This window comes from Chryseobacterium joostei (genome assembly GCF_003815775.1).
GTDB lineage: Bacteria > Bacteroidota > Bacteroidia > Flavobacteriales > Weeksellaceae > Chryseobacterium > Chryseobacterium joostei.
In genome coordinates this window covers 1,666,153-1,691,955 of sequence record NZ_CP033926.1, presented here as the reverse complement: position 1 = coordinate 1,691,955, position 25,803 = coordinate 1,666,153, and the positions used below count along the sequence as shown (strand labels likewise).

General features: G+C 36.7%; 21 protein-coding genes. 9 read left to right on the top strand and 12 right to left on the bottom strand.

Features of this window, described 5'->3' with window-relative positions; translation table 11 throughout:
• Positions 1-53: 53 nt before the first annotated feature.
• Together EG359_RS07645 and EG359_RS07640 are read left to right on the top strand one after the other, a co-directional pair.
• Positions 54-1,079 carry a saccharopine dehydrogenase family protein gene (locus EG359_RS07645; protein ID WP_076352279.1) on the top strand — a complete coding sequence of 342 codons (1,026 nt, stop codon included), beginning with the start codon at positions 54-56 and terminating at the stop codon, positions 1,077-1,079.
• A complete protein-coding gene (locus EG359_RS07640) occupies positions 1,076-1,654 on the top strand; it encodes an NAD(P)H-dependent oxidoreductase (RefSeq protein WP_076352278.1) in 579 nt (192 codons plus the stop codon). Before EG359_RS07645 ends, EG359_RS07640 begins: the two co-directional genes overlap by 4 nt.
• Positions 1,655-1,743: 89 nt before the next feature.
• Here the strand turns inward: EG359_RS07640 and EG359_RS07635 are convergent, their stop codons facing one another.
• From EG359_RS07635 to EG359_RS07625, 3 genes are all read right to left on the bottom strand, one after another.
• Positions 1,744-2,466 carry an FAD-binding oxidoreductase gene (locus EG359_RS07635; RefSeq protein ID WP_076352277.1) on the bottom strand — a complete coding sequence of 241 codons (723 nt, stop codon included), beginning with the start codon at positions 2,464-2,466 and terminating at the stop codon, positions 1,744-1,746.
• An 81-nt stretch (positions 2,467-2,547) separates the two neighbouring features.
• Complete coding sequence (locus EG359_RS07630; RefSeq protein WP_076352276.1) at positions 2,548-3,420, bottom strand: AraC family transcriptional regulator; 873 nt, start codon at positions 3,418-3,420, stop codon at positions 2,548-2,550.
• A gap of 37 nt (positions 3,421-3,457) precedes the next feature.
• Positions 3,458-4,093: a LysE family translocator gene (locus EG359_RS07625; protein ID WP_076352275.1), complete on the bottom strand. Its 636-nt coding sequence runs from the start codon at positions 4,091-4,093 to the stop codon at positions 3,458-3,460.
• 250 nt (positions 4,094-4,343) lie between these two features.
• Between EG359_RS07625 and EG359_RS07620 the strand changes: the two genes are divergently transcribed.
• Together EG359_RS07620 and EG359_RS07615 are read left to right on the top strand one after the other, a co-directional pair.
• Entirely contained in the window at positions 4,344-4,925 is a 582-nt protein-coding gene (locus EG359_RS07620) for a helix-turn-helix domain-containing protein (protein ID WP_076352274.1), read from the top strand.
• 87 nt (positions 4,926-5,012) lie between these two features.
• The gene (locus tag EG359_RS07615) at positions 5,013-6,500 is read left to right on the top strand and encodes a serine hydrolase (RefSeq protein WP_076352273.1); all 1,488 of its coding nucleotides are present in this window, start codon (positions 5,013-5,015) and stop codon (positions 6,498-6,500) included.
• Between the two features lie 78 nt (positions 6,501-6,578).
• On the opposite strand, the gene EG359_RS07610 is transcribed toward EG359_RS07615, so the two are convergent.
• Positions 6,579-7,124: a membrane lipoprotein lipid attachment site-containing protein gene (locus tag EG359_RS07610; protein ID WP_076352272.1), complete on the bottom strand. Its 546-nt coding sequence runs from the start codon at positions 7,122-7,124 to the stop codon at positions 6,579-6,581.
• Between the two features lie 160 nt (positions 7,125-7,284).
• The gene (locus tag EG359_RS07605; RefSeq protein WP_076352271.1) at positions 7,285-7,716 is read right to left on the bottom strand and encodes a hypothetical protein; all 432 of its coding nucleotides are present in this window, start codon (positions 7,714-7,716) and stop codon (positions 7,285-7,287) included.
• Positions 7,717-7,909: 193 nt separating this feature from the next.
• On the opposite strand from EG359_RS07605, the gene EG359_RS07600 reads away from it, so the two are divergent.
• From EG359_RS07600 to EG359_RS07585, 4 genes are all read left to right on the top strand, one after another.
• The gene (locus tag EG359_RS07600; RefSeq protein ID WP_123867303.1) at positions 7,910-8,710 is read left to right on the top strand and encodes a tetratricopeptide repeat protein; all 801 of its coding nucleotides are present in this window, start codon (positions 7,910-7,912) and stop codon (positions 8,708-8,710) included.
• Positions 8,711-8,748: 38 nt separating this feature from the next.
• Positions 8,749-10,086: a toxin-antitoxin system YwqK family antitoxin gene (locus tag EG359_RS07595; RefSeq protein ID WP_076352269.1), complete on the top strand. Its 1,338-nt coding sequence runs from the start codon at positions 8,749-8,751 to the stop codon at positions 10,084-10,086.
• A gap of 25 nt (positions 10,087-10,111) precedes the next feature.
• Positions 10,112-16,210, top strand: a complete 6,099-nt coding sequence (locus tag EG359_RS07590) for an alpha-2-macroglobulin family protein (RefSeq protein WP_076352268.1) — start codon at positions 10,112-10,114, stop codon at positions 16,208-16,210.
• 107 nt (positions 16,211-16,317) lie between these two features.
• A complete protein-coding gene (locus EG359_RS07585; protein ID WP_084180317.1) occupies positions 16,318-17,373 on the top strand; it encodes a serine hydrolase domain-containing protein in 1,056 nt (351 codons plus the stop codon).
• Positions 17,374-17,463: 90 nt separating this feature from the next.
• Here the strand turns inward: EG359_RS07585 and EG359_RS07580 are convergent, their stop codons facing one another.
• The 4 genes from EG359_RS07580 to EG359_RS07565 all read right to left on the bottom strand — a co-directional run bounded on the left by EG359_RS07580 (position 17,464) and on the right by EG359_RS07565 (position 22,176).
• The gene (locus EG359_RS07580) at positions 17,464-18,702 is read right to left on the bottom strand and encodes a coiled-coil domain-containing protein (RefSeq protein WP_076352267.1); all 1,239 of its coding nucleotides are present in this window, start codon (positions 18,700-18,702) and stop codon (positions 17,464-17,466) included.
• Positions 18,702-19,628: a hypothetical protein gene (locus tag EG359_RS07575; RefSeq protein WP_076352266.1), complete on the bottom strand. Its 927-nt coding sequence runs from the start codon at positions 19,626-19,628 to the stop codon at positions 18,702-18,704. The genes EG359_RS07580 and EG359_RS07575 overlap by 1 nt, the downstream gene beginning before the upstream one ends.
• Before the next feature lie 3 nt (positions 19,629-19,631).
• Entirely contained in the window at positions 19,632-20,660 is a 1,029-nt protein-coding gene (locus EG359_RS07570) for a hypothetical protein (protein WP_076352265.1), read from the bottom strand.
• A 382-nt stretch (positions 20,661-21,042) separates the two neighbouring features.
• Complete coding sequence (locus tag EG359_RS07565; protein ID WP_076352264.1) at positions 21,043-22,176, bottom strand: 1-acyl-sn-glycerol-3-phosphate acyltransferase; 1,134 nt, start codon at positions 22,174-22,176, stop codon at positions 21,043-21,045.
• 316 nt (positions 22,177-22,492) lie between these two features.
• On the opposite strand from EG359_RS07565, the gene EG359_RS22800 reads away from it, so the two are divergent.
• Positions 22,493-22,624, top strand: coding sequence for a hypothetical protein (locus EG359_RS22800; RefSeq protein ID WP_262488024.1), 132 nt, complete (start codon positions 22,493-22,495; stop codon positions 22,622-22,624).
• 93 nt (positions 22,625-22,717) lie between these two features.
• On the opposite strand, the gene EG359_RS07560 is transcribed toward EG359_RS22800, so the two are convergent.
• The 3 genes from EG359_RS07560 to EG359_RS07550 form a co-directional block, all read right to left on the bottom strand.
• Entirely contained in the window at positions 22,718-23,131 is a 414-nt protein-coding gene (locus tag EG359_RS07560) for a hypothetical protein (protein WP_228450481.1), read from the bottom strand.
• 137 nt (positions 23,132-23,268) lie between these two features.
• Positions 23,269-24,522 carry a condensation domain-containing protein gene (locus EG359_RS07555; protein ID WP_076352262.1) on the bottom strand — a complete coding sequence of 418 codons (1,254 nt, stop codon included), beginning with the start codon at positions 24,520-24,522 and terminating at the stop codon, positions 23,269-23,271.
• The gene (locus EG359_RS07550; RefSeq protein WP_076352261.1) at positions 24,519-25,802 is read right to left on the bottom strand and encodes a condensation domain-containing protein; all 1,284 of its coding nucleotides are present in this window, start codon (positions 25,800-25,802) and stop codon (positions 24,519-24,521) included. The genes EG359_RS07555 and EG359_RS07550 overlap by 4 nt, the downstream gene beginning before the upstream one ends.
• Between the last annotated feature and the right edge of the window lies 1 nt (position 25,803).

Sequence of the window (25,803 nt, the reverse complement as noted above, 5' to 3'; positions counted from 1 at the left end):
ACATTTGTCCTGTTTATTGGCTCCCTGGCTCTATAATTTTGTAAAAAAAAGATATGGAGCACAATATTCTCATCATTGGAGGAAACGGACTGGTAGGCAAGACAATTGCACGTATATTACAATCAAGAAATCCTCATGTGACTATTTTTATCGGAGGAAGAAAAGGAGGGAAGACAGAGCGGGATTTGAAAATTGATGTAACCGATCCTGCTTCTTTTCAGGTTATTTCTGATAAAAAAATAAACCTGATTATTCTTTCAGTAAATGATAAATCTGATCAGGTTCTGCAATATGCGATCAAGAATAATATTGACTACTTAGATATTACAAAACCTACTCCCGATCTGGCAAAAGCCTATGACATCGCAGGAAAATCAGACGTAAACAGCAGAATTGTCTTCAGTTCCGGCTGGATGGGCGGTATTGTTCCAGGGCTGGTCAATACTATTTCACAGGGCGCGGATACCATTCAGGAGGTGAAGCTTTTCGTATACTATTCTGTTAAAGATCTGGCAGGCGAAAGTTCTGCTCATTTTATGGCAGAAAATGTAGCGGTTCCTTTCCATGATTACAAAAACGATAAACCTGTTTCTATCAGACACTTTTTAGATACTGAAACCTTTGATTTTTCCTTTGGGATAGGGAAAAGGAGTGCCTATAATTTTGATGTTCCGGACCTTTATATCCTCAACAAAATAGAAAGAGTACCTAATGTAAGTGTTAAGATGACTTATAATTCTAAGTTTATTACCTGGCTTCTCGGTGGTTTTCAATATCTAAGAATCTTTAATATTTTATCTTTAAAGGAAAGAAAAATGATTTTCGGGTCCAGTGGAAACGGAGATCAGGCCGTCTTTGAAATTATTGTAAAAGACAAAAGCGGGAATAAGAAACTAAGTCTGCAAAGTACAAAGGGACAGGCGGAACTTACTGCATTGTCTGCGGTTCTTCATGCGGAAGAACTAGCACGAAACCCTCATGAAAACAAGGTGTATTTTAGCCATCAATTGCATGAGCCATTGGCATTACTGGCACAGCTTAATGCCTATGAAACGATTAACATCAATTTAGCGCGATGAAAAAAATAGCCATTATCAACGGACATCCCAATAAGGAATCTTTCAATTTTGGAGTAGCTTCGGCTTACAAGGAAGGAGCCGTGAAATCAGGTGCAGAAATAAAGGAAATTATCATTGCTGATCTCAATTTTAATCCTAATCTACAGTTTGGCTATCAAAAAAGAATGGAGCTGGAGCCAGATTTGATAAAAGCATGGGAAATTATTAAGTGGGCAGATCACTTGGTTTGGGTACATCCGGTGTGGTGGGGAGGTTTGCCTGCCCTTATGAAAGGTTTTATAGATCGACTATTTCTTCCGGGATTTGCTTATAAATACAGAGAAAATTCGGTATGGTGGGATAAGCTTTTAAAAGGAAAAACCGCACATATCATCACAACTCTGGATCAGCCGGGTTGGTATTATTGGCTTATGTATGGCAAACCTAGTGTCAATCAGTTGAAAAAATCAACCTTGGAATTCTGTGGGGTAAAACCGGTAAAGGTGACTTATTTGGGAATTATCAGGGATTCTAAAGAAGAGCAACGGGAGAAATGGCTGGAAAGGGTGATAGGATTGGGAAAAGGATTGAAATAAAGATCTTTTCACAGAGGAGATTGGGCTAAAAACAGTCTGCGATTCCTGTAACCTTACCTTGATAAAGTTGCAGGAATCAGACTTGCTTTTTATAACCCTTTCTTTCCTTCTATCCAGTAAGCCTGTGATTTAATGCACTTCGGAGCCACGTCCTTAGCTTTAAGAAATTTTCGGATCAATGACATTCTTTCTCCATTTCCGGTGAGATAGAAAATAACATCATTGTTGTATACCGCCTGTTTTTCTTCCTGTAAAAAATCATTTAGAGCCTCTATAATACCCATTGTGTTGTTTTTAGGAGTATGGTAGCCATATAAACTAAGCGCCTCCAAGGCTGCTGGTTCCTCAAGCTCATGAAGACATATGTACGAACAGGTAGACTTTTCTGCAGCTTCTTTAATGGAAAGAGAACTGCCCAATGAAGTTTCATCACCTATGGAGAAATGAATTTTAGCACTGGCATCAAAAAAACGCTTGCCTCTTGGCATCAACATTTTTATGGGATCTCCAATGGATAGGTGGGTGACAAAATCACTTCCCACCGCTGTGGTATCATGAAGATGAAATATGACATCAAATGTGCCAGTTTCCTTATTAAAGTTGAAAGGGGAATAGTTACGGAAATCTCGATCGTTAATTCTTATTCCTATGGCATAGGCCGGCTCGAAGTGAACATCCTCCAAGTCTGTTGAAAAACGGATCTTACGAAGATTATGGGAAATATTTTCTATATGAACAACGTTGCAGGTTTTAAATTTTGAGGACCAGACATTTTCTATCGTGTCATTGACCCATTTTGGTAAACTTGACATAAATATTTTTATTGCAAAGGACGTTGCAAAATTGAAATATACCGATAGCCGATTCAGGGAATTGATTGGACTATTCGTGGTTTATTGTTTGTTTTGTGTTTTGGCTCTGAACTCTGATGGTGACATGTTTTCCAGTTTTGAAAATAAGCGACTGAAATAAGTATGATCACTGTATCCCAATTCATAGGCTATTTCTTTTACAGTAAGATGGGTAAAAGCTAATAGGCGTTTTGCTTCCATTAAAACTTCCTGATGAATCCAGTGTTGTGCCGGTTTTCCAGTAACTTCACGAATAACCTCTGTAAGATAACCCCTTGAGATATTTAAAGTCTCTGCATATTCTGATGGACTTTTCAGGGTTTTGAATTCTTTCCTTACCAATATCTTAAAGGCCCTTGTGAGTTGTAAGGCTCTGCTTTCACCGGATATTCCTGAATAACTTTCACACGAATAAATAAAGGAAAACATTCCGGTAAGGGCATTAAGCAAAGACTGAATAATTAAAAATCCTTCCTTGGTAGTAAATGCTTCATCGGTATAAGAAGCATACAGCAGATTGGCAATGCTATTCAGTTTTTCAATCCAGTTTGTATCAACTGAGAGTGGCTGAATGATCTCCAGAGATTCTTCAAAGACAGAACGTACCACGTCCGGAATGAGATCTGCTTTAATCGCTATAAACCATCCGTAAACATCTTCCATTAAAAGTCCCTGATGCACTTGTCCGGGTAATACACAGAAAATGGTAGGATCTTGGGCTTCCATAATATTAAAATCCACCATCATTCTTACATGTCCGCTTTCCATGCAGGTAAAAATATAATGATTATCGCGATGTATCCCTTTGTCCAAAAGCTTATCTTCCGAACTGTTGCTGCGTTTTTCCATTCTTTCAATAAGAAAAGAGTGCTGGGAAATATCACTTAAATCGTAGGTTGGAATAGACTGCTTCATCTTTTTGAATTGATGTTGTAAAATTTACAATACTCCATTACTTAGCCTTTGAAAATGCCATTTTCACCGCCAGATAAGTCAGTATACTTGCCATAAACCACTTTTGTACTTTAATCCAAATCGGGTTATGGGAAAAGAATACTGCTACTCGTGCTGCCGTAAGGACAATTACAAAATTAACACTAAAGCTTACGAAAACCTGAACAACACCAAGTTCCAGACTTTGAGTGAATACAGAGCCGTATTCAGGCTTGATAAATTGTGGGAAAAATGATAAATAAAAGACTGCTACTTTTGGATTGAGTACATTCGTTAAGAACCCAACTGTAAAAAGCTTTTTAGGGCTGTCATAGGAACTGCTTTGCTCAACATCAAAAATGTTTTTACTGTTAGGTTTAATAGCCTGATAAGCCAGATATAAAAGGTAAGCCGTTCCTACCGCCTTAAGAACCGTATACGCAAAGGGAACAGCCAATAGAACAGCCGTCAAACCAAATGAGACCATAACGATGTGAAACAAAAAGCCACATACCACTCCCGCCAGCGAAATAAAACCGGACTTCTTTCCCTGAGTAATTGATTTTGAAATCAAATAAATCATATTAGGTCCCGGGCTAATCACTAAGACAAGCGCTGCCAGAATAAAAAAGAAGAGTTCATGAAGGGGTATCATTTCAATTAATTTTTATACAAATGTCTCATTAATTAAGACAAGGAGCAATACTCTTATCAATAATTAATAAAAAATCAATAGAAATAATATCTATTTCTGCTGTGAGAAACATCTGTGATGCCATTATTATAATCAATGATTAAGGGATGACAATTCTTTCTATTATCCTGTGTTTTTAATTTTGAAAAAGCTGTAAATTAGCCGTCAGAAATTGATTAAAAAACACCTCTTTTTTAGAATATATCAAACTATGTCCAAGCTAAAAACCGCAAGAGAACAGAAGAATCTTACTCAGGAAGAATTGTCAGAGAAATCCAAGATTTCTGTAAGGACCATTCAGCGGATAGAGGCAGGAACAGAACCCAAGGGACATACCTTAAGGGCCCTTGCACAGGCATTGGATATAGACGAAAACCTATTACAGGATATTGCAGTAACTCCTGAAATTGTTGAGGTAATAGATGATAAGGTAATAACAGAAGTAAAAGAAGAACAATCTAATATCAATTATTCCCAGATCAAAATAATCAACTTTTCTTCATTGTTATTCATTCTTTTGCCACCATTGAATATTCTCGTTCCGTTTCTTCTGATGTTTACAATGAAGCAGAGAAATACCTTGGCCAGACAAATTATTTCAGTTCAAATGATATGGACGGTTATGGCACCTATTGTATTTATGTTGGGGATTTTTTTAAAGCTTGGAAGACAATTTACATTGGTGCTGATGATCCTTATTGTACTTTCCAATGTATTTATTATCCTTCGTAATGCAGCAGAGATTGATCGAAATAAAAAACTATATTACAGATTGAAATTCAGTATGATATAATTTCTGTCAGGGCATTGTCGGGTTTTTGTCGGGTTCATTTTTAGTCAAAAAACACTTGAAAATATAATCTTTGTCAAAAAAATAACAATGACAAAGCCTGCTCAGTTTATTCTCCTTTTCTTTATTCTGTTTTTTAGCAGTATTCATGCACAAATCGAAAAAACAGATCCTCTTTACAAAACAATTATGTCGAAAGACAGTTTACTTTTTTCAATAGGATTCAATACCTGTAATATAAAACAGACAGAAATTCTGCTAAGCGATGGGCTTGAATTTTATCACGATAAAGATGGCTTTTCCGATAAAAAAAAATTCATGACCGATTTTAAAAATGGATTATGTAAAGATCCGGATACCTATCGATCCAAAAGAGTTCTGGTAGATAAAAGCACTCAAGTTTATCCGTTGTATAAAGATGGAAAAGTCTATGCTGCCATTCAGAATGGGGATCATATCTTTTATGAAAAAGAAAAAAATCAAGCTGAAAAATTAGTCGGAGGAGCGAGTTTTACCAATCTATGGACCTTGGAAAATGGAGACTGGAAGCTGACACGATCGTTGAGTTTTGATCACCATTCTAAGGAAGCTAATGATCTGAAAACAATCTTTGAAAACGATCAGGAAATTGAAAACTGGTTAAAGGAAAATAAAATTCCAACACTTGGATTAGGAATAATTGACGGGGGAGAATTGAAGCAGGTAAAGATTTTTGGAGAAATAAAAAAGAACGTTTCGGCACCTTATAATACCTATTTCAACGTGGCTTCCCTTACCAAACCTGTGACAGCAATGGTTGCATTACGTCTGATAAGTCTTGGAAAATGGAAACTGGATGAACCTCTTGATACCTATTGGACAGATCCTGATATTATAAATGATCCGAGACATAAAAAACTGACGACCCGACTTATCCTGAGTCATCAGACCGGATTTCCCAATTGGAGATGGATGAATGCTGATAAAAAACTGAATTTTCAGTTTGATCCGGGAACAAAATATCAATATTCAGGGGAGGGCTTTGAATACCTTAGAAAAGCTCTGGAAAAGAAGTTCAAAAAAACATTGGAACAACTTGCTCAGGAACTTATTTTTCAACCGATGAGAATGAATGATACCCAATATATCTGGGATCAAAATACGGATGAATCAAGGTTCGCCATTGGATATAATGAAAAGGGAGATCCTTACCCGACAGAAAAGAATAAAGCAGCCAATGCTGCCGATGATCTTCATACAACAATAGAGGATTATGGAAATTTCATGGTTAATGTTATGAAAGGAAAAGATCTGAATCCGGAAGTATTTCAGGAAATGATCAAAAAACAGTCGAAAATAAAGGAAGATGTATACTTCGGATTGGGACTTTCTGTATATGATCTTGGAAATGGCGACTATGCGCTGTCTCATGGGGGAGCTGATAAAGGAACAAGATGTATTGCCTTTGTATTGCCCAAAACAGGAAAAGGAATCCTGATATTTACCAATGTGGATGACGGCTATAAAGTATATGAAAAGCTGGTTCTTCATTACCTGGGAGCGCAGGGAAAGAAAATTGTTGATATAGAAAACAGATAATAATAGGGTCGATAAAAAAAGTCTGCTCGCTAAAAATAGGAGCAGACTTTTTTATATTTTACTTCAAAGCAGACGTTTCTACTTTACTTTTTCCAAAAGATATAGCTTGGCACCGGAAAAAGCCATTTTAGGCATCAGGTTACCCTCCAGGACCATAGTCTTGCTGTTCACATCAATAACTGAAATGTAATTATTGGAGTTGTATTCAATATAATTCTCCTTTTCCTTGGTTAAAGGATTTTTTCCAAACTCCAGAGAATATTTTACCCAGTCTTCTTTCTCAGAACTGCAATGTACCGGCTTGAATTTAGATTTATTAGCCTTAAAAATAATCTGATCAAAACTGTCAACACATTCTGAAGTAAATGAACCGTCAGGATTTTGATCCTTAGAAAAATCCTCAAAAGAACCACGATAAACCCCTACCACTTTCCATGTTCCGTCCAATCGGTCTTCGTCTATTTTTCCTTTGGCCTTGCTTACAGCCCAGCTGATTCCGTTTACCGTTCCTTTTACCGCCTTATAGCCTATATTTACAGCTCCCGAAACTACTTTTGTAGCAGTTCTTACCACACAAGAATTCAAAACAAGAAGAGCAGAAGCCAGAAATATTATTTTTTTCATTTTGTCAAATTTTTTACGAAGATAATATTTTAAGATGAGTCTTATCCATACTAAAGTTTTTACTTTACCCAGCTACGCACTTTCTCAAAGAAGAAATCATACAGTTTCTTTTCGATGTTATTGTGTTCGTAGAGTGAAATGTTTTCAGATCTGGTTATATTTAATTCTTCTCCGGAGGGGTCTCCATTTTTTCAAAGGTATAGGTAAGATGATAATATATTTTGCCCTCCTGATAGGTTTTTCCCAAAGGATTTACTTCTTCACCCATTAATAAGAACTTTTTTTCAGTCTGATTTTTCTGGTATTTTTTTAAAGTAGGTAGAAGATAAGATATCTGCGTGGTTTTACCCTGCTCATTATCATTAATAAATAACCATTCATCAAATTTTTTATTGAAATAACAAGCTAAGTTACCACCCATTTTTTTCGGTCCGGAATACTTAAGTTTAAATCCTTTTTGGGTTAAAAGACTGTCTGCTTTCGCTCCATTGGACATTACATCATACCAAATATTGGAAGATGTTAAGGTTTGTGCCGACGACAGGAAAAACCCTGTGGTAATGGCTATAAGAATTAATATTTTTTGTTTCATTTCTTCAAATAGTTGGAAGCATTGCAAAACTGCATTTTGTGCAAATATCAAAAAGCCGGGAAAGGATAAAAGCATCGAAATTATCGTTTTCTTCATCATATTATTAAGCGTTTGTCACTCATTAAATGTACATAATATTGTTTTGACTCTATTCATGCTATTTTTTGTACTTTTAAAAATAAGATTACTAATAATGAAAACCATACTAGGCTGGATCCTTTTTACATGTACTGTACAAACTGTATTTTCACAGGCTGATAATACTAGAAAGAGAATGGACAGCGTTGCACTTGCCAATCCGTTGTACCATAATTATAGAGTAGATGATCTTCGGACAGGCCTAAAATATCTGATAAAAGAGGAACCTTACAAGTCTGACGCCACCTTCATACAATATACATCTCACCTCAAGGATAAACTGGAAAGAACCAATATTGCCAACTATATTGAGGAACTTCGCTATTTTACAGACCTGAAGATAGATAAAAAATATAAAGATAATTATGATGAGGAAATTGTGAACATCAACCATACTGCATCCCATTCTCTGGCAGATGTATTTCTTGGGAAAAAGGACTATGAACAGGCAGAAAAGTATTTTCTCAAGGCACTTGTGGAACATCAGCTATTCAGTGTGAGCGGAACCACTGTAGAAAAAGATTCTCACAGAATTGAATATGATCTGGTAAAAGTATATCAAAATCTGGGACGGAAAGACGAGGCTTATGGCTATCTTTTGGCCTTGATCAATTCCCAGTGGAATTATGCATTAGGTGAAAAGGGGATCATTGCCATGGCAGAGAATGATAATAAAAAGAAACTGAAGAAAGATATTGATAAAGCATTGAAAACCTTTGTGGTACGTCCTGATTATTTCCTGAAGTTTACTTTCAGAGGAAAGAAAATTCTTTTTTGGAATGCACTACCTTTAAATAAAGAGTATTTTTCGAAAAATATTATGAAAACAGAATTCTATAAATCATTGAATCTCTAGATTTTATTTGGTATTTTAAAATAAAAAAAAATAAACACATGATGAAAAAGTACTGTTTACTTTTCTGGATATTTTATATTCCTGTTCATTTTTCTGCACAGGCAAAAACTATTTATTTTGATTCTAACTGGAAAGAGACCAAAAAATCCACTGCCATATATTACCGTCCGCTTCCTTTTCCAAAATCTGGAAATATAGAATTGCTTAGGGACTATTACATGAAAGGAAATGTACTTCAGATGCAGGGATATTTTGCCGATGGAGATGAAAAAAACAGAATTGGAGAAGTCTTTTGGTTTGATTCCGATGAAGAAGACAGATCCGGACAATCCTATCTCAATAAAACCAAACAGAAAAAACTTACCTACTATTTTGATGATGGTAAAATCTGGAAAACCGTGGAATATGGCGACAGCCTGAAATCCGGAAAAACCATTGAGTATAAACCCGATGGAAGCATTTTGGGAGAAGCCATTTATAAAAATGGATATCTTGAATCAGGAACCGAAGGCCATAGCTATTCCAAAAATGAATATTACAAATACAACAAGAAAGATAAATCTGAGGAACGGGTAAGTCTTCCTGAAAAAGAAGAGAAGATAAGAGAATACAAACGTTTATATTACTGGAAGAAAAGTCTGAAGACGGCTGTAGAATACTCATACCAAAATGACAATCTTATTTTGGAAAAGAATTTTGATGAAGATGGCAATCTTATTCAGCAGTTGGATAGTACCTCTTATTTTTATCCTGAAGAAGAAATGAAAAACGGGAAATATTTCTATTACCGGACACAAAAGAGTGCCATTTCCCAACCACCTCCTTATATGGAATACAAAAGCTTTACGTTTTCCGAGGTAAATATGGAGAATGTACATTTTATGATTCTTTATCGCGGGACGGTTCATTTTCTGGAAAAACATCCAACAGATGATTTATACAGAGAAATAAGCTATCGTTTTTTTCAGGAGAAAGGGACACCATTTATGAGATTGAAGCGAGATTATTCTCACAACAAAGTCTGGGAACCGCTAGATGCATATAAAGATTTGGAAGCTACTTTTATTCCGGTTTCAGAGATCGAGGCCTTATCCAAAGAAAGGATCTTTCAGAGGTTTTCCAAAAGAAAATGGAACAATTTATATCTTAAAAATAAGCCGGTTTCAGAGCAATTGTATTTTTCATCCCCTGATTTTATGGGAAAAATGATAAGGTATTCATCCTCAGAAAAAACAGAAATTAACGACAAGGAATCTGCATTAATCTACATCAGCCTGGTTCCCGGAAAATATATGATTCTTCGGAGAAACGGGGGATATTTCATTCCGAAAAAATCCGGCGATCTGATTGAAATTCCAAACTTTGTTCAGGAATAACGTCCTATTTTAAAACTTAATTATCATGAAATTTTCATTCAAAATATTGCTCACGTTATCATTATTGGTTTCAGTCCCTATACTTTCACAGATTCCGGTGCATAAAGAGACGAAGCCTTTAAAAACCAGAATGTCAAAGCAAAAAATAAATCGGTCAGCCCCTAAAATGTCTTCAAGGGATTCTATTCAGAAAGAGGTTCTTGAAGTAGTAAATGCTTATTATGATTCCGATGATGAGAATATAAGACCGGATAACGATCAGATCCTGATTCTCCGAAAAAAAGTAAATGAATCAAAAGGATTGCGTAAGGCTCTTTATCAATACTATCTGGCGAACAAATATGTTTCCTATATCGGAAGATATACCAACAGAGCAAAGAAAAAAGACATTACGCCTCTTAGTGAGCTTCCCGAAGACTATAAAACATGGGCAGTGAATGACTTTTACAGGGAAGCAGACCAACTGTACAGCCAGTCACTTTCCAACGGACCAATACTGCAGCAGGAAAAAACACAACTCTGTAATCGATTGATAGATCAATTGGAATTCACAAAATATAGGCCCACATTATATGACCTTGTTGCAACAGATTATTTAAAGTTTCTGGAAGGGCTGCCATTTGATTATGATAATTCTGCAAAGAAAAAAATAGCAGAAATTAAGAACAATTTATATCAGTTTCATGCCAATGATGATGATAAAACAGCATTGCTTTATCTTAAAAGTACCGAAATAGAAGGTGATGTGAAGAAGCAGTTACAGCAGTTGGAAGCGTTGGCCGATTCTTATCCTAAGGAACCGTTTTCCGCATATCTTCTGTTTCAGGCAGCCAATCTGGCAAAACAGGAAATTTCTGAAAACAATTTTCTGAATGCTCATCAACTTTGCCAAAAAGCAATTGATCGTATCCCATCCTCAGATTGGAGTAACCATTGTAAAAGACTGATTAATGGTCTTGAAAGTTCAGAAATGGGGATCGAAATACCTAAGAGAAATCTGCCGGGGGAGTACATTTCATTAGAAACCCTTTATAAAAATACAGACGAAGTAAAAATAGAGTTGAATAAAATATCAGGGAAGATAGATTTTGATAAAGAACCTATTTGGAACAAATATTCGGTGAGTGAAAAATATGTTTATTTTATAAATCCTCAGTTTGCAGATCAGAATTTCCGTTCCGAGACATTTCCACTGAAAAAGTTTAACGATTACAAACTGCATAAAACCCTGCTTGCTATTCCGCCTCTGGAAGAAGGAATGTATGATATGACTACGCTGTCGAAAGAGGCGAGAAGAACCGAAAGAATTGTAGTTTCAGATTTATTTTATGTGAAAAGATTTGAAGATGATACAAAAGTAACCTTTCAGGCCATGAATACCAAGACCGGAAAAAGTATTGACAACGCAGAGTATATCATGTATCAGAATACCAATGAATATGAACATAAATTCAATAACAGAAAGGATAATAAGCTGATCAAAACCGGGAAAGGCAGCACAGATCAGCTTGGAATGTTTTCTTTGCCCAAGTCAAAGGAGAGAAAGTATTATGGCAGCATTATCTACTTTCCTCACCTGAAAAAATATTTTATCATTGACAAAAATTATGATGAGATCAAGGATATAAAAGAGAGTGAAGAGCAATTTCGGGAGCCTGTAAATAAAGGCTTTATCATTTTTACAGACCGTGCTATCTATCGTCCTGGCCAAAAGATGTTTTACAAGGGAATTTTGAAGCAGGAATACTATGACAAAACCATGATTCTTCCCAAGCAAAAAGTAATGGTGAGGATTATGAACTCAAACTATGAGGAAGTGTCCAAGGCTGAAGCTGTAACAAACGAATTCGGAAGTATTACAGGAGCATTCACCCTTCCGTCTTCCGGAACTACGGGGAATTATTCTATCATCATGGAAGCTGATCTTGGAGAAATTCCAGGACAAAAGGAGCATTCTTATGCTAATGAGAGCAAGTATTTCAAGGTGGAAGAATACAAAAGACCAAAGTTTCGTGTAGCTATCAATCCGGTAAATGAGGCTTATAAACTTGGAGAGAACGTAAAGGTGAGTGGAAAGGCTGAGGCTTTTTCAGGAGCAGATATTTCCGGAGCCACCGTAAAATATGAAGTTAAGAGACAAAGAGTTTATTTCTGGAGAAGCTATTTTGACAGTTATTACTATCCAAATTACAAGGAAAAAGAAACTGATATTGCCCATGGCGAGACCACCACAGATGGTAATGGGAATTTCAATATTTCATTTAATGCAGAAGCAGAGGAAAAGTCTGATAAAAACAAAACTAACTACCGTTATTCCGTTTCATTTTATGTAACCGATGTTAACGGTGAATCCCAAAGCAGCCAAGCCGTCATTAATATCGGTGATGTAAAGGCTAAAATCAATATTGAAAGCTCAGAACAGATGCTTCAGAATGAATGGGAATCCCTGAAAATATCGGTGAATAATCTCAATGATCAGAAAATAACAGCTAAAGTAAATCTTACCATTAGTAAACTGGACGAAGAAAACAAGATTCTTCTTCCCAAGTTCATTAGAAAAAACTCAGATAATGGATATAGAGCTGAAGATATTCCTGCAAAGCCTTTATCTTACTCGTACTATAATAAGGAACTTTTTGACATTTACTTTCCCTACATCAGCTATAATCAAAACGCTAAACCTCAAAAAGGTAAAACTGTTTTTTCAAAACAATTCAATACTTCAGAAACTGAAAATATTACACTGAATAAAAATCCTGAGCCGGGAAAATATCTTGTGGAAGCAGAATCTATAGTAGATCATGATACCATCAAGACCTTTAAAGTGATTGAAGTCCTTGATAACGTAAATTTTAGAAATGGAAAGCCTGCTTATTTCGGAGTTCGTACAGATAAAGAATCTTACAAAGTCGGCGAAAAAGCTACGGTAACTTTCTATTCTGATTTTGAAGAAGGTTCTGTGAATTATAGGTTTACCCGAAATAACAAAAAAGAAGACTATCAACAGATTAGCATGAAAAATGGAAGTGCCGATATTTCCTTTATTGTTACTGATACTGATCTGAAAAGAATGCTTTATCTGGATTACGATTTTGTTCATGATAACGATTATGCGAAAGGAACCATCAAGTTTGATATTAAGGAAAAGGTTAACAGGAATCTGGAGATTACCACTCAGGTGTTCCGGGATAAAATTCAACCAGGCGTTCCTGAAAAGTGGATTCTCACCATCAAAGGAAAAGATAAAGAGAAAATCAATGCTGAGGTTTTAGCTTCCATGTACGATGCATCGCTGGATCAGTTTGCAAAAAATGAGTATAGTTTCAGTCACTATGTGCCTTATTCCAATAATTACTACACAGATTATGATTATTATAGCTGGGGAAGAGATAATTTCTTTAATGAACTGGTTTCTTTTGAGTCAACGGGTTTTAGCACTGGCCGTAGCCGATATTCTATAAAATCAGAGCAATATCCTATACCGCAGCTCCCTTATTTCCAGTATACCGCTATAATGATTTTTGACAGGACCTATTCTAAGGTTTCAGCCATGGAAGTGATGAGCAGGGTAGCCGATGAGCCAACGTTACAGACCTATAAAAGAAAGAAACTTAATCCAATGTATGTTGTTGACGGAAAATTGATGGATAAAAATCTTCCTGAAGACGAAATAGCAGACATCAAAAAACTTAGCCCTACTGAAGCGGTAGCTTTATACGGAGATACCGCTTCAAGAGAAGTTTTTATAGTAACATCGAAAAAAGCAATGAAAGAGGAATTGCTTAACAATGTAAAGGCAAGGACCAATCTGGATGAAACTGCATTTTTCTTACCCAATCTTTACACAGATTCAGAAGGAAATGTAAAGCTGGAATTTACCTCTCCCGAAGCACTTACCCAGTGGAAACTTATCTTATTTGCCCATACCAAGGATCTGAAAACAGGTTCAGCAGAATTTTTGACCAAAACCCAAAAGGAACTGATGGTAACCCCGAACCCGCCAAGATTCCTGAGACAAGGGGACGAGGTTCAGATTTCAGCAAAAATTGATAACCTGTCAGATAAGGATTTGAAAGGAGATCTCATACTTTACCTTTTCGATCCGGAAACCTCAAAACCTTTAGATTCAGCATTTTTAAATACTAATTCTCTGAAAAAAATAAGTGTGGCTTCCAAAAGATCAACACAGGTAAGCTGGGATATTAAAATTCCATATGCCGTAGATTATGTTGGCTATAAAATCTTAGCAAAAACAAATAATTATTCTGATGGAGAAGAGAATGTTCTTCCTATCCTTTCCGACAGAATGCTGGTAACGGAAACCATTCCGATTTCCATCAAGGAAGGCCAGAACAAAAGCTATACAATGAATGGCTTACTGAATAATACATCTTCTTCAGTTGCCAATTTCAACCTGAGTGTAGAGCTTACCTCCAATCCATTATGGTTTGCAGTGATGTCTATTCCTTATCTGAGAACGTTTCCATACGAATGTTCAGAACAGCTTTTCAGCAGATTATACGGAAATATGCTTTCAACCTATATCATGAATTCTTCTCCAAAAATCAAGAAAATATTTGATGAATGGAATGCCAAGGAAACACCATCCAATCCTTTAGAAGCCAATGAAAACCTGAAAACAATCCTTATCGGGGAAACCCCTTGGCTGAGCAGAATTAAGGATCAAAAGGAACAGATGGAGCAGCTTGCTCTCTTCTTTAATCTGAACAAAATGCAGCGTGATCTTAAAAAGGCACAACGTGATCTTGTTGACCGACAAAATCCTGACGGAAGTTTTTCATGGTTTCCGGGAGGAGGAAAGGATAAAACCATCTCCGGACATATACTTGCCGGATTCGGAAAGCTTAATAAAATGCTGAAAGGCCAATCCGGAGAATATTTTACCAATGAAATCAACCGTGTTATCAAAAACAGCATAGATTATCTGGATAAGGAATATGATGCCCAGTTAATTAAAGGACAAAAAGCAAACGAAGAGCTTGATTTAAACGACTATACCTCTTATTTCTATTACAGAAGTTATTGGACCCAAAAGGAAATTCCGTCTGAATTGAAAAAAGTACTCAATACTTTGGCGAATACTTATGTGAAAGATTTTGAGGAATATAGTCTTTATCATCAGGCCATGATTACTACACTATTACAACGGTATGGCTATCGCGATTTAGCCAAAAAATGTGTGGCTGATCTGAAGAAGAAAGCAAAAACCTCCGAGGAAAACGGAATGTATTGGGAGGATAATAACTCCGGTTGGTACTGGTATCAGGCACCTATAGAAACACAGGCAATGCTGATAGAAGCCTTTTCGGAAATAACGCCTGAAGACTTGAATAGTGTTGAGGAAATGAAGGTGTGGCTTTTAAAAAACAAGCAAACAGAGGGCTGGGGGACAACAAAGTCCACTACAGAAGCTGTTTATGCTTTACTAAACTACGGAAAATCGTGGCAGGATGCAGAAAAAGGCATTACCATGAAGTTGGGAAGTGAGACCATTTTACCGACCAATGATCTTTCAAACACTTCAGAGGCTGGATTCTTCAAAAAATCCTATTACTGGAAAGATATTACCCCTGCAAAAGCAAAGCTGGAGATTCAAAAAAGCAGTCCGGGAGTGGCATGGGGCGGAATGTACCGTTTGTATTATGAAAATATGGATAAGGTAATGGCGCACAATTCTTCCAATGTTTCCATTGAAAAGAAGCTTTTCCTGAAAACATTCAATGGCAATGAAAGTACACTTAAAGAAATAAGTGCAGAAAATCCTATTAGGCTGGGTGATCTGGTGATGGTAAGGCTGGTTATTCGTACCGATCGTGATATGGAATACATTCACCTGAAAGACATGAGGGCAAGTGGTTTTGAACCTGTTAATGTTCTTTCTACCTATAAATGGCAAAATGGAGCAGGATATTACGAAAGTACCAAAGATACTGCTACTCATTTCTTTTTCAATTCATTGCCAAAAGGAACCTATGTTTTTGAATATGAATTGAAAGCGAACAACATTGGTGATTTTTCAAACGGAATCACGTCTTTCCAAAATATGTATGCTCCGGCAATGGGTGCACATTCTGCAGGAATAAGGGTGAAGATTGTGAAGTAAGGTGTTATTGTGTAAAAAGGCAAGAAAGCTTTCTATGACATCACTTTCATAAGCATTGAAATAAAGACTATATTTGGAGAAACTAGTAAAATAAATTCTAAAAAAACATGTTCAGATCTTTTTTAATTTTAAGTTTTTCATGCCTCAGTCTATTTTGCTTTAGTCAAAAAGTTAAGAATCTGAAAAAGGATATTCAACAAGAAGTAAATCAATTAGATCAAATAATAAAATCTGCTCATGAAAAGGGTGTGTTTAATGGGAATGTTTTGGTCTCCAAAAATAATAAGATCATTTATAAGGCTTCATTTGGATTTACCGATGCTGCAAAGACCAATACATTAACAGATGAATATAGATTTCATTTAGGTTCAATTACTAAGGAGTTTAGTGCTGTAGCCTTGCTTCAATTAGAAGAACAGGGAAAACTAAAGCTATCGGATCATGTTTCTAAGTTTATTCCTGAACTTCCTGATTGGGCCAATGAAGTCACCATTAAAGATCTATTGCAATATACAAGTGGAATCCCCAATGTAAACTGGAAGACTGTTAAAAATGATAAAGACATTTTCAACGGTCTAATGTTGGCTAATCAGTTATCTTTTACTCCGGGCACTGAGTATGATTATAACATTAACAATCTTTTTTTGAGACAGTTTATTATTGAGCATGTAACAGGTATGCCTTATAAAACCTATATCAAAAAGTTTATATTTCAGCCTTTGAAAATGAATGCTTCCATCATGACGCCCATTGCAAATGAAAAAAAAATAGCAAAAGGATTTAATAATCAATTAGTTACGGACAAAGAAGAATTACCTATTACCGGCGGTACTTATACTACCACTATGGATTTATTGAAATGGGCAGATGGTCTGCATTTCCAAAAAGTGGTCAACCAAAATTCAATATATGAATTGGGTCAAAGCTTTAGTATTCCGGATAGTCAATCAGCGTTGGGTAATGCAAAATTTGAGGATAAAAAATTGAAAGAACATTTCCACGATGGAAGAGCAGGCAGCTTTGAAGCCACTCTGTTTTCGGATGTTGAAAATAAGATAACAATCATTTTATTAAGCAATAGTTACAGTGGAAAACTTCCTGAGATCTCAGAGGCAATATATGCTGTTTTAAAAAATAAAAGCCCTGATTATTCACAAAAATAAAGCTAAGACTACAGCTCATAAAAGCTCCTCTTTGTTGCCAGAGAGGAGCTTTTTGTAGAAAATATATACACTTTTAATAAATAGCAAATTTTAAGGGATTGTAAGTACTGCAGAATATTCTTTCGGCATCCACATGCAACATAGGATGAGAACGCCAACCAATAGCAGTGCTAATATCACTGTAGCGATCTTAAAACCATCCGGCCTGAATTCTTTCTTTCCGTTATTTCTGCTAGAGCTGTAGAATTCTGCAACATCCTTTCCGTAAGGTCGTGTTTCCATAGAACTTCCCTGAGGCCTAATACTGGAGGATATAGTAGAGAGAGATTCTATATTTTTATTCTGATTGATGATATGGGCAAATGATCTTTTATTTTCCTGGTGTCGTTTCTTTGCAGTTTCTACCTTTCCATCTGAGGTAAGGCTTTTGATGACTTCATCAATCTTTCCGGAATACTGGTCGTATTCCTTTCTAATAACCTCAATTCCGCTTTTGGATTCCTTTATTTTAGCACCATTTTCCTGATGTCGTCTTTCATTCTGTGCAATCTGCCTGTTGAGATCTTCAAGCAGTTTCGTTCTTTCATCCTTTAAGCTTTCCTTTTCTCTTTCAAGATCTGCAATGGCGTTTTTAATTTCTCGGATTCTCTCTTCATGAAGATTCTCCAATTCCTTTTTAAAACCGTTTGCATCTACAATCCTGAAAATTCCCTTTTGCCTTACAAACTCTCCAATCTCATGGCTTTGGGTAAAGTAAATGGTATCGTATACATTCAGAAGTTCAATGGCCTGACTAAAGAAATTTTGCAATTGTGCCGGGTTGGTTTCACAATAAACAACGAGGTAGCTGTTGCTGCCTTGGGTAAAGCTAAGGTCATCAATTTCACGGACATTGAACCCTATCTTATCAAAATCCTTAGGTTTATGGATGGAAAACTGATCGGAATGATTGACCGTAATAATGCTGTCTGAAAGATTATTTTTTTCAAGATGATCCTGAAACTCATTCAACGTATTGATGATAAGACTTTCTGAGGCCACCTTTCCAACAAAGAGCAAACCGGAGCCTATAAATGTGCCTCCTCTGTCCGAGTTCTGCTCCTTGGCAAACGTATAAACCGAATAGGAGATAAGGTTGCTTCCCCCGGCATAATCCTTCCGTATGGAATAAATACTGGTTTGAGGAAATAGTTTAATGGCATCCGTCTTCAAGTCAAACGTTCGGATTTCCTTGGCTATGGCCTTATTTCCACCTAAAAAAAAGGATTGCCGGAAGCCATTCGGGTTTCCAAATGTACCAAAGGCAGAGAAAAAATAAGTACTGTTCATTAATCTGTAAAACTAAATTTTAAACGTTCCCAAAATGTTCCTTCATAATCCAGATCATACCCCACAATGCTTCTGTACAGCCATTTTGATAGCACTTCCGCCGTGGAAAGATTCAACAGGCTGATTCTTTCGCTTCCTGTTGCATTTTGAACACTTCCTACGGTATAATACGTTTTGCTTAGGCCATACGTATCAATACGTTGAGACGTCATTGGTAAATGGTCAGAAATGAAATTGTCAAGGGCTTCAGCGCTTTCCACATCCATTCTTCCCGATTTGTCCCACTTGGAAATCACAAGGATGGCATTCACGGATTTTAAATTTTTACCCTTTCTTTCCAGTTCATCCAGAAATTCATTGATTAAGGAGTCGTCCTTATAGGCAGATTCAAAGCTGGTAACAATAATAAATGTAAGGGGGATATTAGCATTAAGAAAGGTCTCAATACTGCTATGATAGCTTCCACCTCTTCTGATGTCTTTATGATTTTCTCCTGATGTTTCCAGAAAGGTAAGATCTATCGGAACCACTCTTTTTGATCTGTTATTAGGCTCAAAAACAAGATCCAGACGGGTAACCTGATCCCTTGTGGTTCTGTTGGGAAGAACTCCCTGCCGGATGTTTTCAAAAAAATCAGAGAGAAGTACATTGGCTTCCTTAGAGTTGGGAGTTCCAAGCTTTGGTCTCAACACTCCGGCATATGATCTGAGATAGTAAAGCATGGAGGAAAGAATAACAGATTTTCCTGATTCTGCGGTTCCAAAGAAGAACACAAAGTTACTTTCCTTATTTTTAAGATCATTGGAGATGGTCTTGGCAATAGGAACAAAATCTTCCGGGGGATCATTTTGAAATTCAAAGGAAAGAGGCTTTAAGGATTCTTCAGTTTCAAAAGACAGAGGTTTTAAATTTTCATTGGTTTCCATGGCTTAGTTATTAGGGATGATGGTTTTACCGCTTCTTTTATTGTTAAATACACTTCTGCCATTACTTCCATTGTAATTTCCGGAATCTGTGACCAATAAAATAATGATAACGATCACAAAATCAAGCAAAATACAACCTGCCAATACCACAAACTGATACATTCCGAAGTTTTTAATGGCATGTTCAAATGCAAAACCAATTTTTCCAACCTGCTGGGTCTTTGAAATCATGGGTTCAAAGTGAATTTTGTCATTTCCAAGAATAGTTTGTGCTCTGCTGCCCAGTTTATTATAATCAGAAAGAGACTCATCAATTAAGCCCTGAGATAAGCCATCTTTTTCCTTTTTTGATAAAAGCAGTAAATCCTGAATATTCTTGTTCCATTTAAATGCTGTGGTATTAATATCCGTTTTCAATGCTCTTTCTTCAGGAGACAGATCAGAGATGATATTATCAATTTGTCTTCCCATTCTTTCTGAAAGATCCTCATAATCATCACCCACCGGAGTCAGTAAGTCAACCTTTTGACCTGTCAGTTTCTCTATATCCTTGATCAATAGTTGGGCACGGGTTCCAATTCCTTTATTCCCGGGATCCTTGATCTGTTCCATTAGCTGTTTTTTCTTGATCTCAATATTCTGGGTCGTTGCTTTATTGTATTTGTAGCTTAATTTTGATTCCACATCGTTTTCAAGAGCAGTGAAATTTTTATTGATGTCACGAAGTTCATCCGTATAGATATCGGTTTTCATAAACCTTGTATATAATGCGTTGAAGTTGGCAATAAAACAGAAAGAGGCGATAAACACGTAGATCCCAACAAGGCTCCCGGTAGGTTTTCCCTCCAGTTTGGAATTTCTCAGCATCCAGCACAGAAAGAGGAGCAATAATGATAAGACCAAGGCTATAACAAAGGATGCAGGACCAAAGATCTGCTGTAACCCAAGCCAGGTCTGGTAAAAGCTTACGCTGATCAGTAATAATGCAAGAATTCCCAAAAAGAGATCTGCAGGAGTCGTTTTTTTATTCATAATGTAGTCGTTGTTTGTTGAACTAAAGCTTATAAAAACACCTTGTTTTATAATGCTCGAAACTACAAACAACGGATAGAAGAAAATTACGGGAAACCATAATCCGCTGTGCATTTAATCAGCAAATTTCATGATTAATAAATCAGCGATATCTCCTTGATGTGCGTTAGCAAAAAATAATAATGATAATGTTTCCTTAGATTTTTACTCTCTCGCAGATTGTACGGATTGAGCAGATAATTATTATGAAACTGGTGTTATCTGCTGGATTTACGCGAGTAAATAAGAAAGCATAGCAGGATTATTCAATAAAAATAAAATGGACACTTAAAAAAGTGTCCATCAATATTTGTGTTAATGTAAGAAAATGTTTTTCTTACAACTAGTTTTCTTCTAATTTTCTTTTATTAATCAGTGGATTGGCATACATGGTAAGGAAATACTCTTTAGAAATAGCATCAGAAGAAGAGATACGCATCTCAAGTCTTCGGATAAATAATTGTTTTTCCTGTTCTGTATAGTGAGAAGCATAGGTATCCGTATTATGAATCAGATCATAAGCTATATATTTTGTAGGCCAAAGCTTATAGTTCTGTATAATTGAATCATCAATAACCTGTGCAATAGCCTGCAACTGCTTGTTTTTATTGTCAATATTAGCTGCGATATCATCTAATTCCTTATCAATCACATCACCGGCATGAATATGAATTCGCTTCTTTTGTCCTAATATTCCGCTAAGCATGGTCATGAAATCCTCATTTTTACCTTTAATGTATTCCTCCTCCCTATGTTGTGCTAAAAGTTGAGGCATTTTCAGGGAATCTGTAGGATCATATTCATAGGAAATGGATATCGGAACAATCTTCAATGTCTTAAAATAATCGGTCAATGATTGATTCCCGGATGCCATGGCCAGCATCTTTAAAACCCCTTGTTGGGTAGCATCATTCCCGTTTTTAGTACGGCCCTCACGCTGGGCGATCCATACAGAACGGTTTTCATGGTGTAATTGCTGATCAATGTACTCTGACATGGTTTGTGAACTTTTAAGCCGCTCACGAAGAGATAATCCTCTTTGAACTAAAAAATTACGGTTCAGCTTTGCCAGTACATTTAGAAAATTTCTTTTCACAAGGTTGTCACCAATAGCTGAAGCTGTCATAATATGGCCGCTTTCCAGCAGAACCAGATTAAGCAATGATGTATCCAGTACAATATCTCTGTGATTTGAGATAAAGAGGTAAGGAGTGTTCTTGTCAAGTTGATCAAAACCTGAAGTCGTTAAGCCCTCAGAGCTCTTGGCAAGGATCTGACGGATAGTGTGCGCCACAAAATGATGCTGAAAATCACTGATAGAATGAACCTCTTTGAACTGTTCCAGCCAAACCTGTTCGTCTACCCCTGGAAAAGTAAAGTTCATCAGCGCTTTCATCATGGGATCGCGGGCTATACTTCCTAGTGCTTCATTTACTTCATGATCATGGAAATACCGGATTTCATCAAACTTTGACATGCAATTATTTAAAAATTAAAACTTTTTGCAAAAGAACGAAAATTTATCTGGGGATGGGGTATAAAGGATGTTAAAGTATTATGAATGGCGTAGAACTTAGAGAAATCACCTGCTGAATTTGATGAAACACTATTTAAATAACCACAAAAGTCACAAAAGAATTAAACACTTAAGTTATTTTAAGTGACAGGCATTATGTATAATAAGTACACTTTAGCTTTTGAAAATTAAAGATTTTCTTCTTATATGAACTTTCCTGTATAGTATGATTTTAAACTAAATTAAGTGGACTAAAGTGTTTTAAATAAAAGCTTTTGTGGATTCTGTAAGGGAGTTAGCTTATCATTCTTTTGGAATCAACTTCAGCTATAAATTTGGAAAGATGGATTTTAAAAAGGAAAAAGATATTAGTAATGAGTATTTGAATGGACCGGGAACAGGAGGCTAAACTGAGGTTACATGTCTATTTGAAAATATAAAACAGCACTTCTTTGAAATTAAAAAAGTGCTGTTTATAAGTTATTCATTATTATTCAGATAATTAAAATTTTTCTGTATTTAATGAATTTGAAGGTATGGATCTAAACATCCACCTCCTCAACCTCCACACCGGCAAATACACAAACACCACAGACAAAATCCCAGCCAGCACACCCACTACCACAGCCATTGCCGTAGCATCCAGCTTATAATCCTTTGAGAAATTATACTGTCCTAAAAAAAGCATAGACAGCACCAGAGAACAGGTAATGATACCATGCAGAATGCTCAGCTTGGTCATTAGTTTTTTAATATTTAACTGTTCATCTACGGTAAACTCAATGGCGCCCTGACCTGCGGCATCGGTTACTCTTTTGATGATGTCAATGGTAAGGACAACGGGTAGAAATAAGGCCATAGGTAAGGTAAGGCGGGCTAAATTCTGTTCCCCTGAAAAGAAATGCGTATATCCCAACTCCTTGAAGCTTGCATACGCGATAATGGAATTGAAAAATACATTCGGGAGGACATAGTAGATTGTCCGCTTGATGAGAAAGCGTTTGAGGGTGGTTTTCTTGAGCTTTTTAGGTGGCTTCGGCTTAAATTTCAATTTCATACGGAGGTGGTCATAAGCGCAATGGCTTTCTCTTTTATGATAGTGGCTTCCGCTTTGGGCAGAAAGTCTTCGTTAGACAAAAATATAAAATCCATTTGTTGGTTGTACGTACTCGTCGTCAAAGTGTTTGAGTTCAGCCATGGGAATGCTACCGTTGGGCTGAAGATGGTTTCAACGGTGAAGTTGTTGTAATGATTCGGGATATTGATTTTACCCATATTGGAGAGGGTTACATCATGTCCGCCATTACTGGATTTCAGCATAGAGATCATACGGTCAACAATCGGGTGCATCTGTTCACCCATCCATAGAAGTTCTCGGGCTTCCATTTTCTTTATTTTCTGAATAAGATCGTTTTTAATCTGTCGGGCATTGTTGATCAGATCATAACTTCCTTTTTTTAAGGAAAGATCAACGGTTGGGGCAAAGGCAAATAAATGATCCTGCTTAATTTCTGGGATGAAATGACGAACATCTACGGGACTGATAACTTTACCCTTAGCGTCAGCACCTTTTACTTCCTGAAATGCCTGCATAAATGCGGCACAAAGTAAGGCATGTACAGAAACTCCATTGGCCTTACATTTTTCAGTGATTTTTGAGGTGGTTTCCGAATCCAGTTTTCGGTGAAGAACATAATCTTGTCCAAGGTTTCTTTTTTTACTTTTTCTTTGCAGAAGAAAGAAGAATCTTGCAAAAAGGAGATATAGATTGGCTTTGTATTTCTTACTTTTTACATTGAAACTGGGGGGTAGAAAATCATTGACTGAAGAGAACGGCTGATAAGGCTGGAGTTCAAAAAAGGGATCATCCAAAAGCTGGAGAAGCTCCTGCATAAGGGTGACGCCTGTTGTTCCGTCAGAGATACAGTGAGGGATTGCCCAAAAAATTTCAGAAACATTTTGTCCTTTCACCCAAACCACTCGGGCAAGGGGTTTCTTTTCATCTTCAAACAAAACTTTCCATTCTTTTTGAGACTCCAGAAGCCAGTCCTGATCTGTTTTTCTTTCTACAATACGAAGTGGGATAGGTGCAATATCCTTTTCTTCGATAAAAAAGGGATATTTTTCAGTCTTGGTATCTATAACCGCTCTCAGTAATGGGTGCTTTTGCTGGATTTTTTCCAGAGCAGTCTTAAAGTTCTCCTCCGGAATTTCTCCTTTTATTTTAGCGGCAAATACACAATTTACGGGAGTTTCAGGATCTACATACATGATCCTTTCCACCATCATTAGTTTTCTTTTGATCATGATACGGGTATATATTCCAGTTGTACTTTAATGATCTGCATCACCTCGTCACGGATGGCCATGGCTTCGGTATAAGGTAAATATCCTTCACTTCCTACAAAGGAAAAATCCATTTTTCCACGGTAGGTAGAAACCACCAGAGTGGTTGTATTGCCCAATGGTCCAATGACAGACGGGCTGAAAATGGTATCCACGGTAAACTCTTTATATTCATGAGGAATCTGAATGCGTCCTAGATTGGAAAACATGCAGTCGTTGGAAGATTTTCCGTTCTTTAAGAGCTTGGTGAAATTAGTCAAAGCATCATGTCCGGATTCCATTACCATCATGGTAATATAAGGATTGAGCTTGGAGGTTTTACGTTCTACAGAGGTTTGCATGGAGCGCAGATTTTCCAGAAAGCTCATCTTTTCGTTGGAAGAAACCACGATCATTAATCCAAAGGCGAAGATATGATCATTCTTGATCTGGCTTGCAAAACGTCTGATATCTACCGGACAGGAAATTTTATTAAATGCTGCTGAACCTTTTACCTTTTTAAATGCCTGAAGTAAAGCTGCACTTAGGAAAGTGTTAACAGTAACTTCATTGGATTTGCAATAGGAAATCAATTGCTGGCTTACTTTTTCATCTACTTTCCAATGGATCAGATAATCGTCTTGTCTATCAACAGTTTTCTTACCTGTAGGAATATATTTGATGGCTGTAGCTGCCAATCGGCCAATAAATCTGGCTTTTAGTTTTTGTCTGCGACTGTTTAAAATATGAGCCGGAACTACATCCTGAATTCCCATGATAGGCTGTTCTGAACCAATATCTGCGGACGGATTATCCAGGACTTTTAAAAACTCATGGAGGAAAGCCATTGCAGAACCACCATCACATAAGCAGTGGTGGAACGCAAAAAGCATATCGGAAACTTCTTCCCCCTTGATCCATACAAACCGGATAAGGGGAAGTTTTTGATAATCAAATAGGGTATGCCATTCTCTTTTGGATTCTTCTTTCCAATGGTCTTCTCCTTTTCGAACCACGATGCGAATCGGGATAGAAAGGGGTTTCTCCGGAACATCAAACCAAGGGATGTTTTTCTCATCATGGTTGATAAGAGCTCTTAGCCAAGGGTGCTTGTTCTGAATTTGTACCAAAGCCTGCTGGATATCCTTTAATGCAAAGGTACCTCTCAGCCTGAAAGGAATAACCGCGTTAAAAGGTTCTGTTCCGTCACCTAATAACATACGTTCACCAAATAGCAATCTTCTTTTTATAGGTTTATTCATG

What these genes read in the sequence shown, in the direction of transcription:
- EG359_RS07645 (WP_076352279.1), top strand. Translation starts at nt 54, where the DNA reads ATGGAGCACAATATTCTCATCATTGGAGGAAACGGACTGGTAGGCAAG.
- EG359_RS07640 (WP_076352278.1), top strand. Translation starts at nt 1,076, where the DNA reads ATGAAAAAAATAGCCATTATCAACGGACATCCCAATAAGGAATCTTTC.
- EG359_RS07635 (WP_076352277.1), bottom strand. Translation starts at nt 2,466, where the DNA reads ATGTCAAGTTTACCAAAATGGGTCAATGACACGATAGAAAATGTCTGG.
- EG359_RS07630 (WP_076352276.1), bottom strand. Translation starts at nt 3,420, where the DNA reads ATGAAGCAGTCTATTCCAACCTACGATTTAAGTGATATTTCCCAGCAC.
- EG359_RS07625 (WP_076352275.1), bottom strand. Translation starts at nt 4,093, where the DNA reads ATGATACCCCTTCATGAACTCTTCTTTTTTATTCTGGCAGCGCTTGTC.
- EG359_RS07620 (WP_076352274.1), top strand. Translation starts at nt 4,344, where the DNA reads ATGTCCAAGCTAAAAACCGCAAGAGAACAGAAGAATCTTACTCAGGAA.
- EG359_RS07615 (WP_076352273.1), top strand. Translation starts at nt 5,013, where the DNA reads ATGACAAAGCCTGCTCAGTTTATTCTCCTTTTCTTTATTCTGTTTTTT.
- EG359_RS07610 (WP_076352272.1), bottom strand. Translation starts at nt 7,124, where the DNA reads ATGAAAAAAATAATATTTCTGGCTTCTGCTCTTCTTGTTTTGAATTCT.
- EG359_RS07605 (WP_076352271.1), bottom strand. Translation starts at nt 7,716, where the DNA reads ATGAAACAAAAAATATTAATTCTTATAGCCATTACCACAGGGTTTTTC.
- EG359_RS07600 (WP_123867303.1), top strand. Translation starts at nt 7,910, where the DNA reads ATGAAAACCATACTAGGCTGGATCCTTTTTACATGTACTGTACAAACT.
- EG359_RS07595 (WP_076352269.1), top strand. Translation starts at nt 8,749, where the DNA reads ATGATGAAAAAGTACTGTTTACTTTTCTGGATATTTTATATTCCTGTT.
- EG359_RS07590 (WP_076352268.1), top strand. Translation starts at nt 10,112, where the DNA reads ATGAAATTTTCATTCAAAATATTGCTCACGTTATCATTATTGGTTTCA.
- EG359_RS07585 (WP_084180317.1), top strand. Translation starts at nt 16,318, where the DNA reads ATGTTCAGATCTTTTTTAATTTTAAGTTTTTCATGCCTCAGTCTATTT.
- EG359_RS07580 (WP_076352267.1), bottom strand. Translation starts at nt 18,702, where the DNA reads ATGAACAGTACTTATTTTTTCTCTGCCTTTGGTACATTTGGAAACCCG.
- EG359_RS07575 (WP_076352266.1), bottom strand. Translation starts at nt 19,628, where the DNA reads ATGGAAACCAATGAAAATTTAAAACCTCTGTCTTTTGAAACTGAAGAA.
- EG359_RS07570 (WP_076352265.1), bottom strand. Translation starts at nt 20,660, where the DNA reads ATGAATAAAAAAACGACTCCTGCAGATCTCTTTTTGGGAATTCTTGCA.
- EG359_RS07565 (WP_076352264.1), bottom strand. Translation starts at nt 22,176, where the DNA reads ATGTCAAAGTTTGATGAAATCCGGTATTTCCATGATCATGAAGTAAAT.
- EG359_RS07555 (WP_076352262.1), bottom strand. Translation starts at nt 24,522, where the DNA reads ATGATCAAAAGAAAACTAATGATGGTGGAAAGGATCATGTATGTAGAT.
- EG359_RS07550 (WP_076352261.1), bottom strand. Translation starts at nt 25,802, where the DNA reads ATGAATAAACCTATAAAAAGAAGATTGCTATTTGGTGAACGTATGTTA.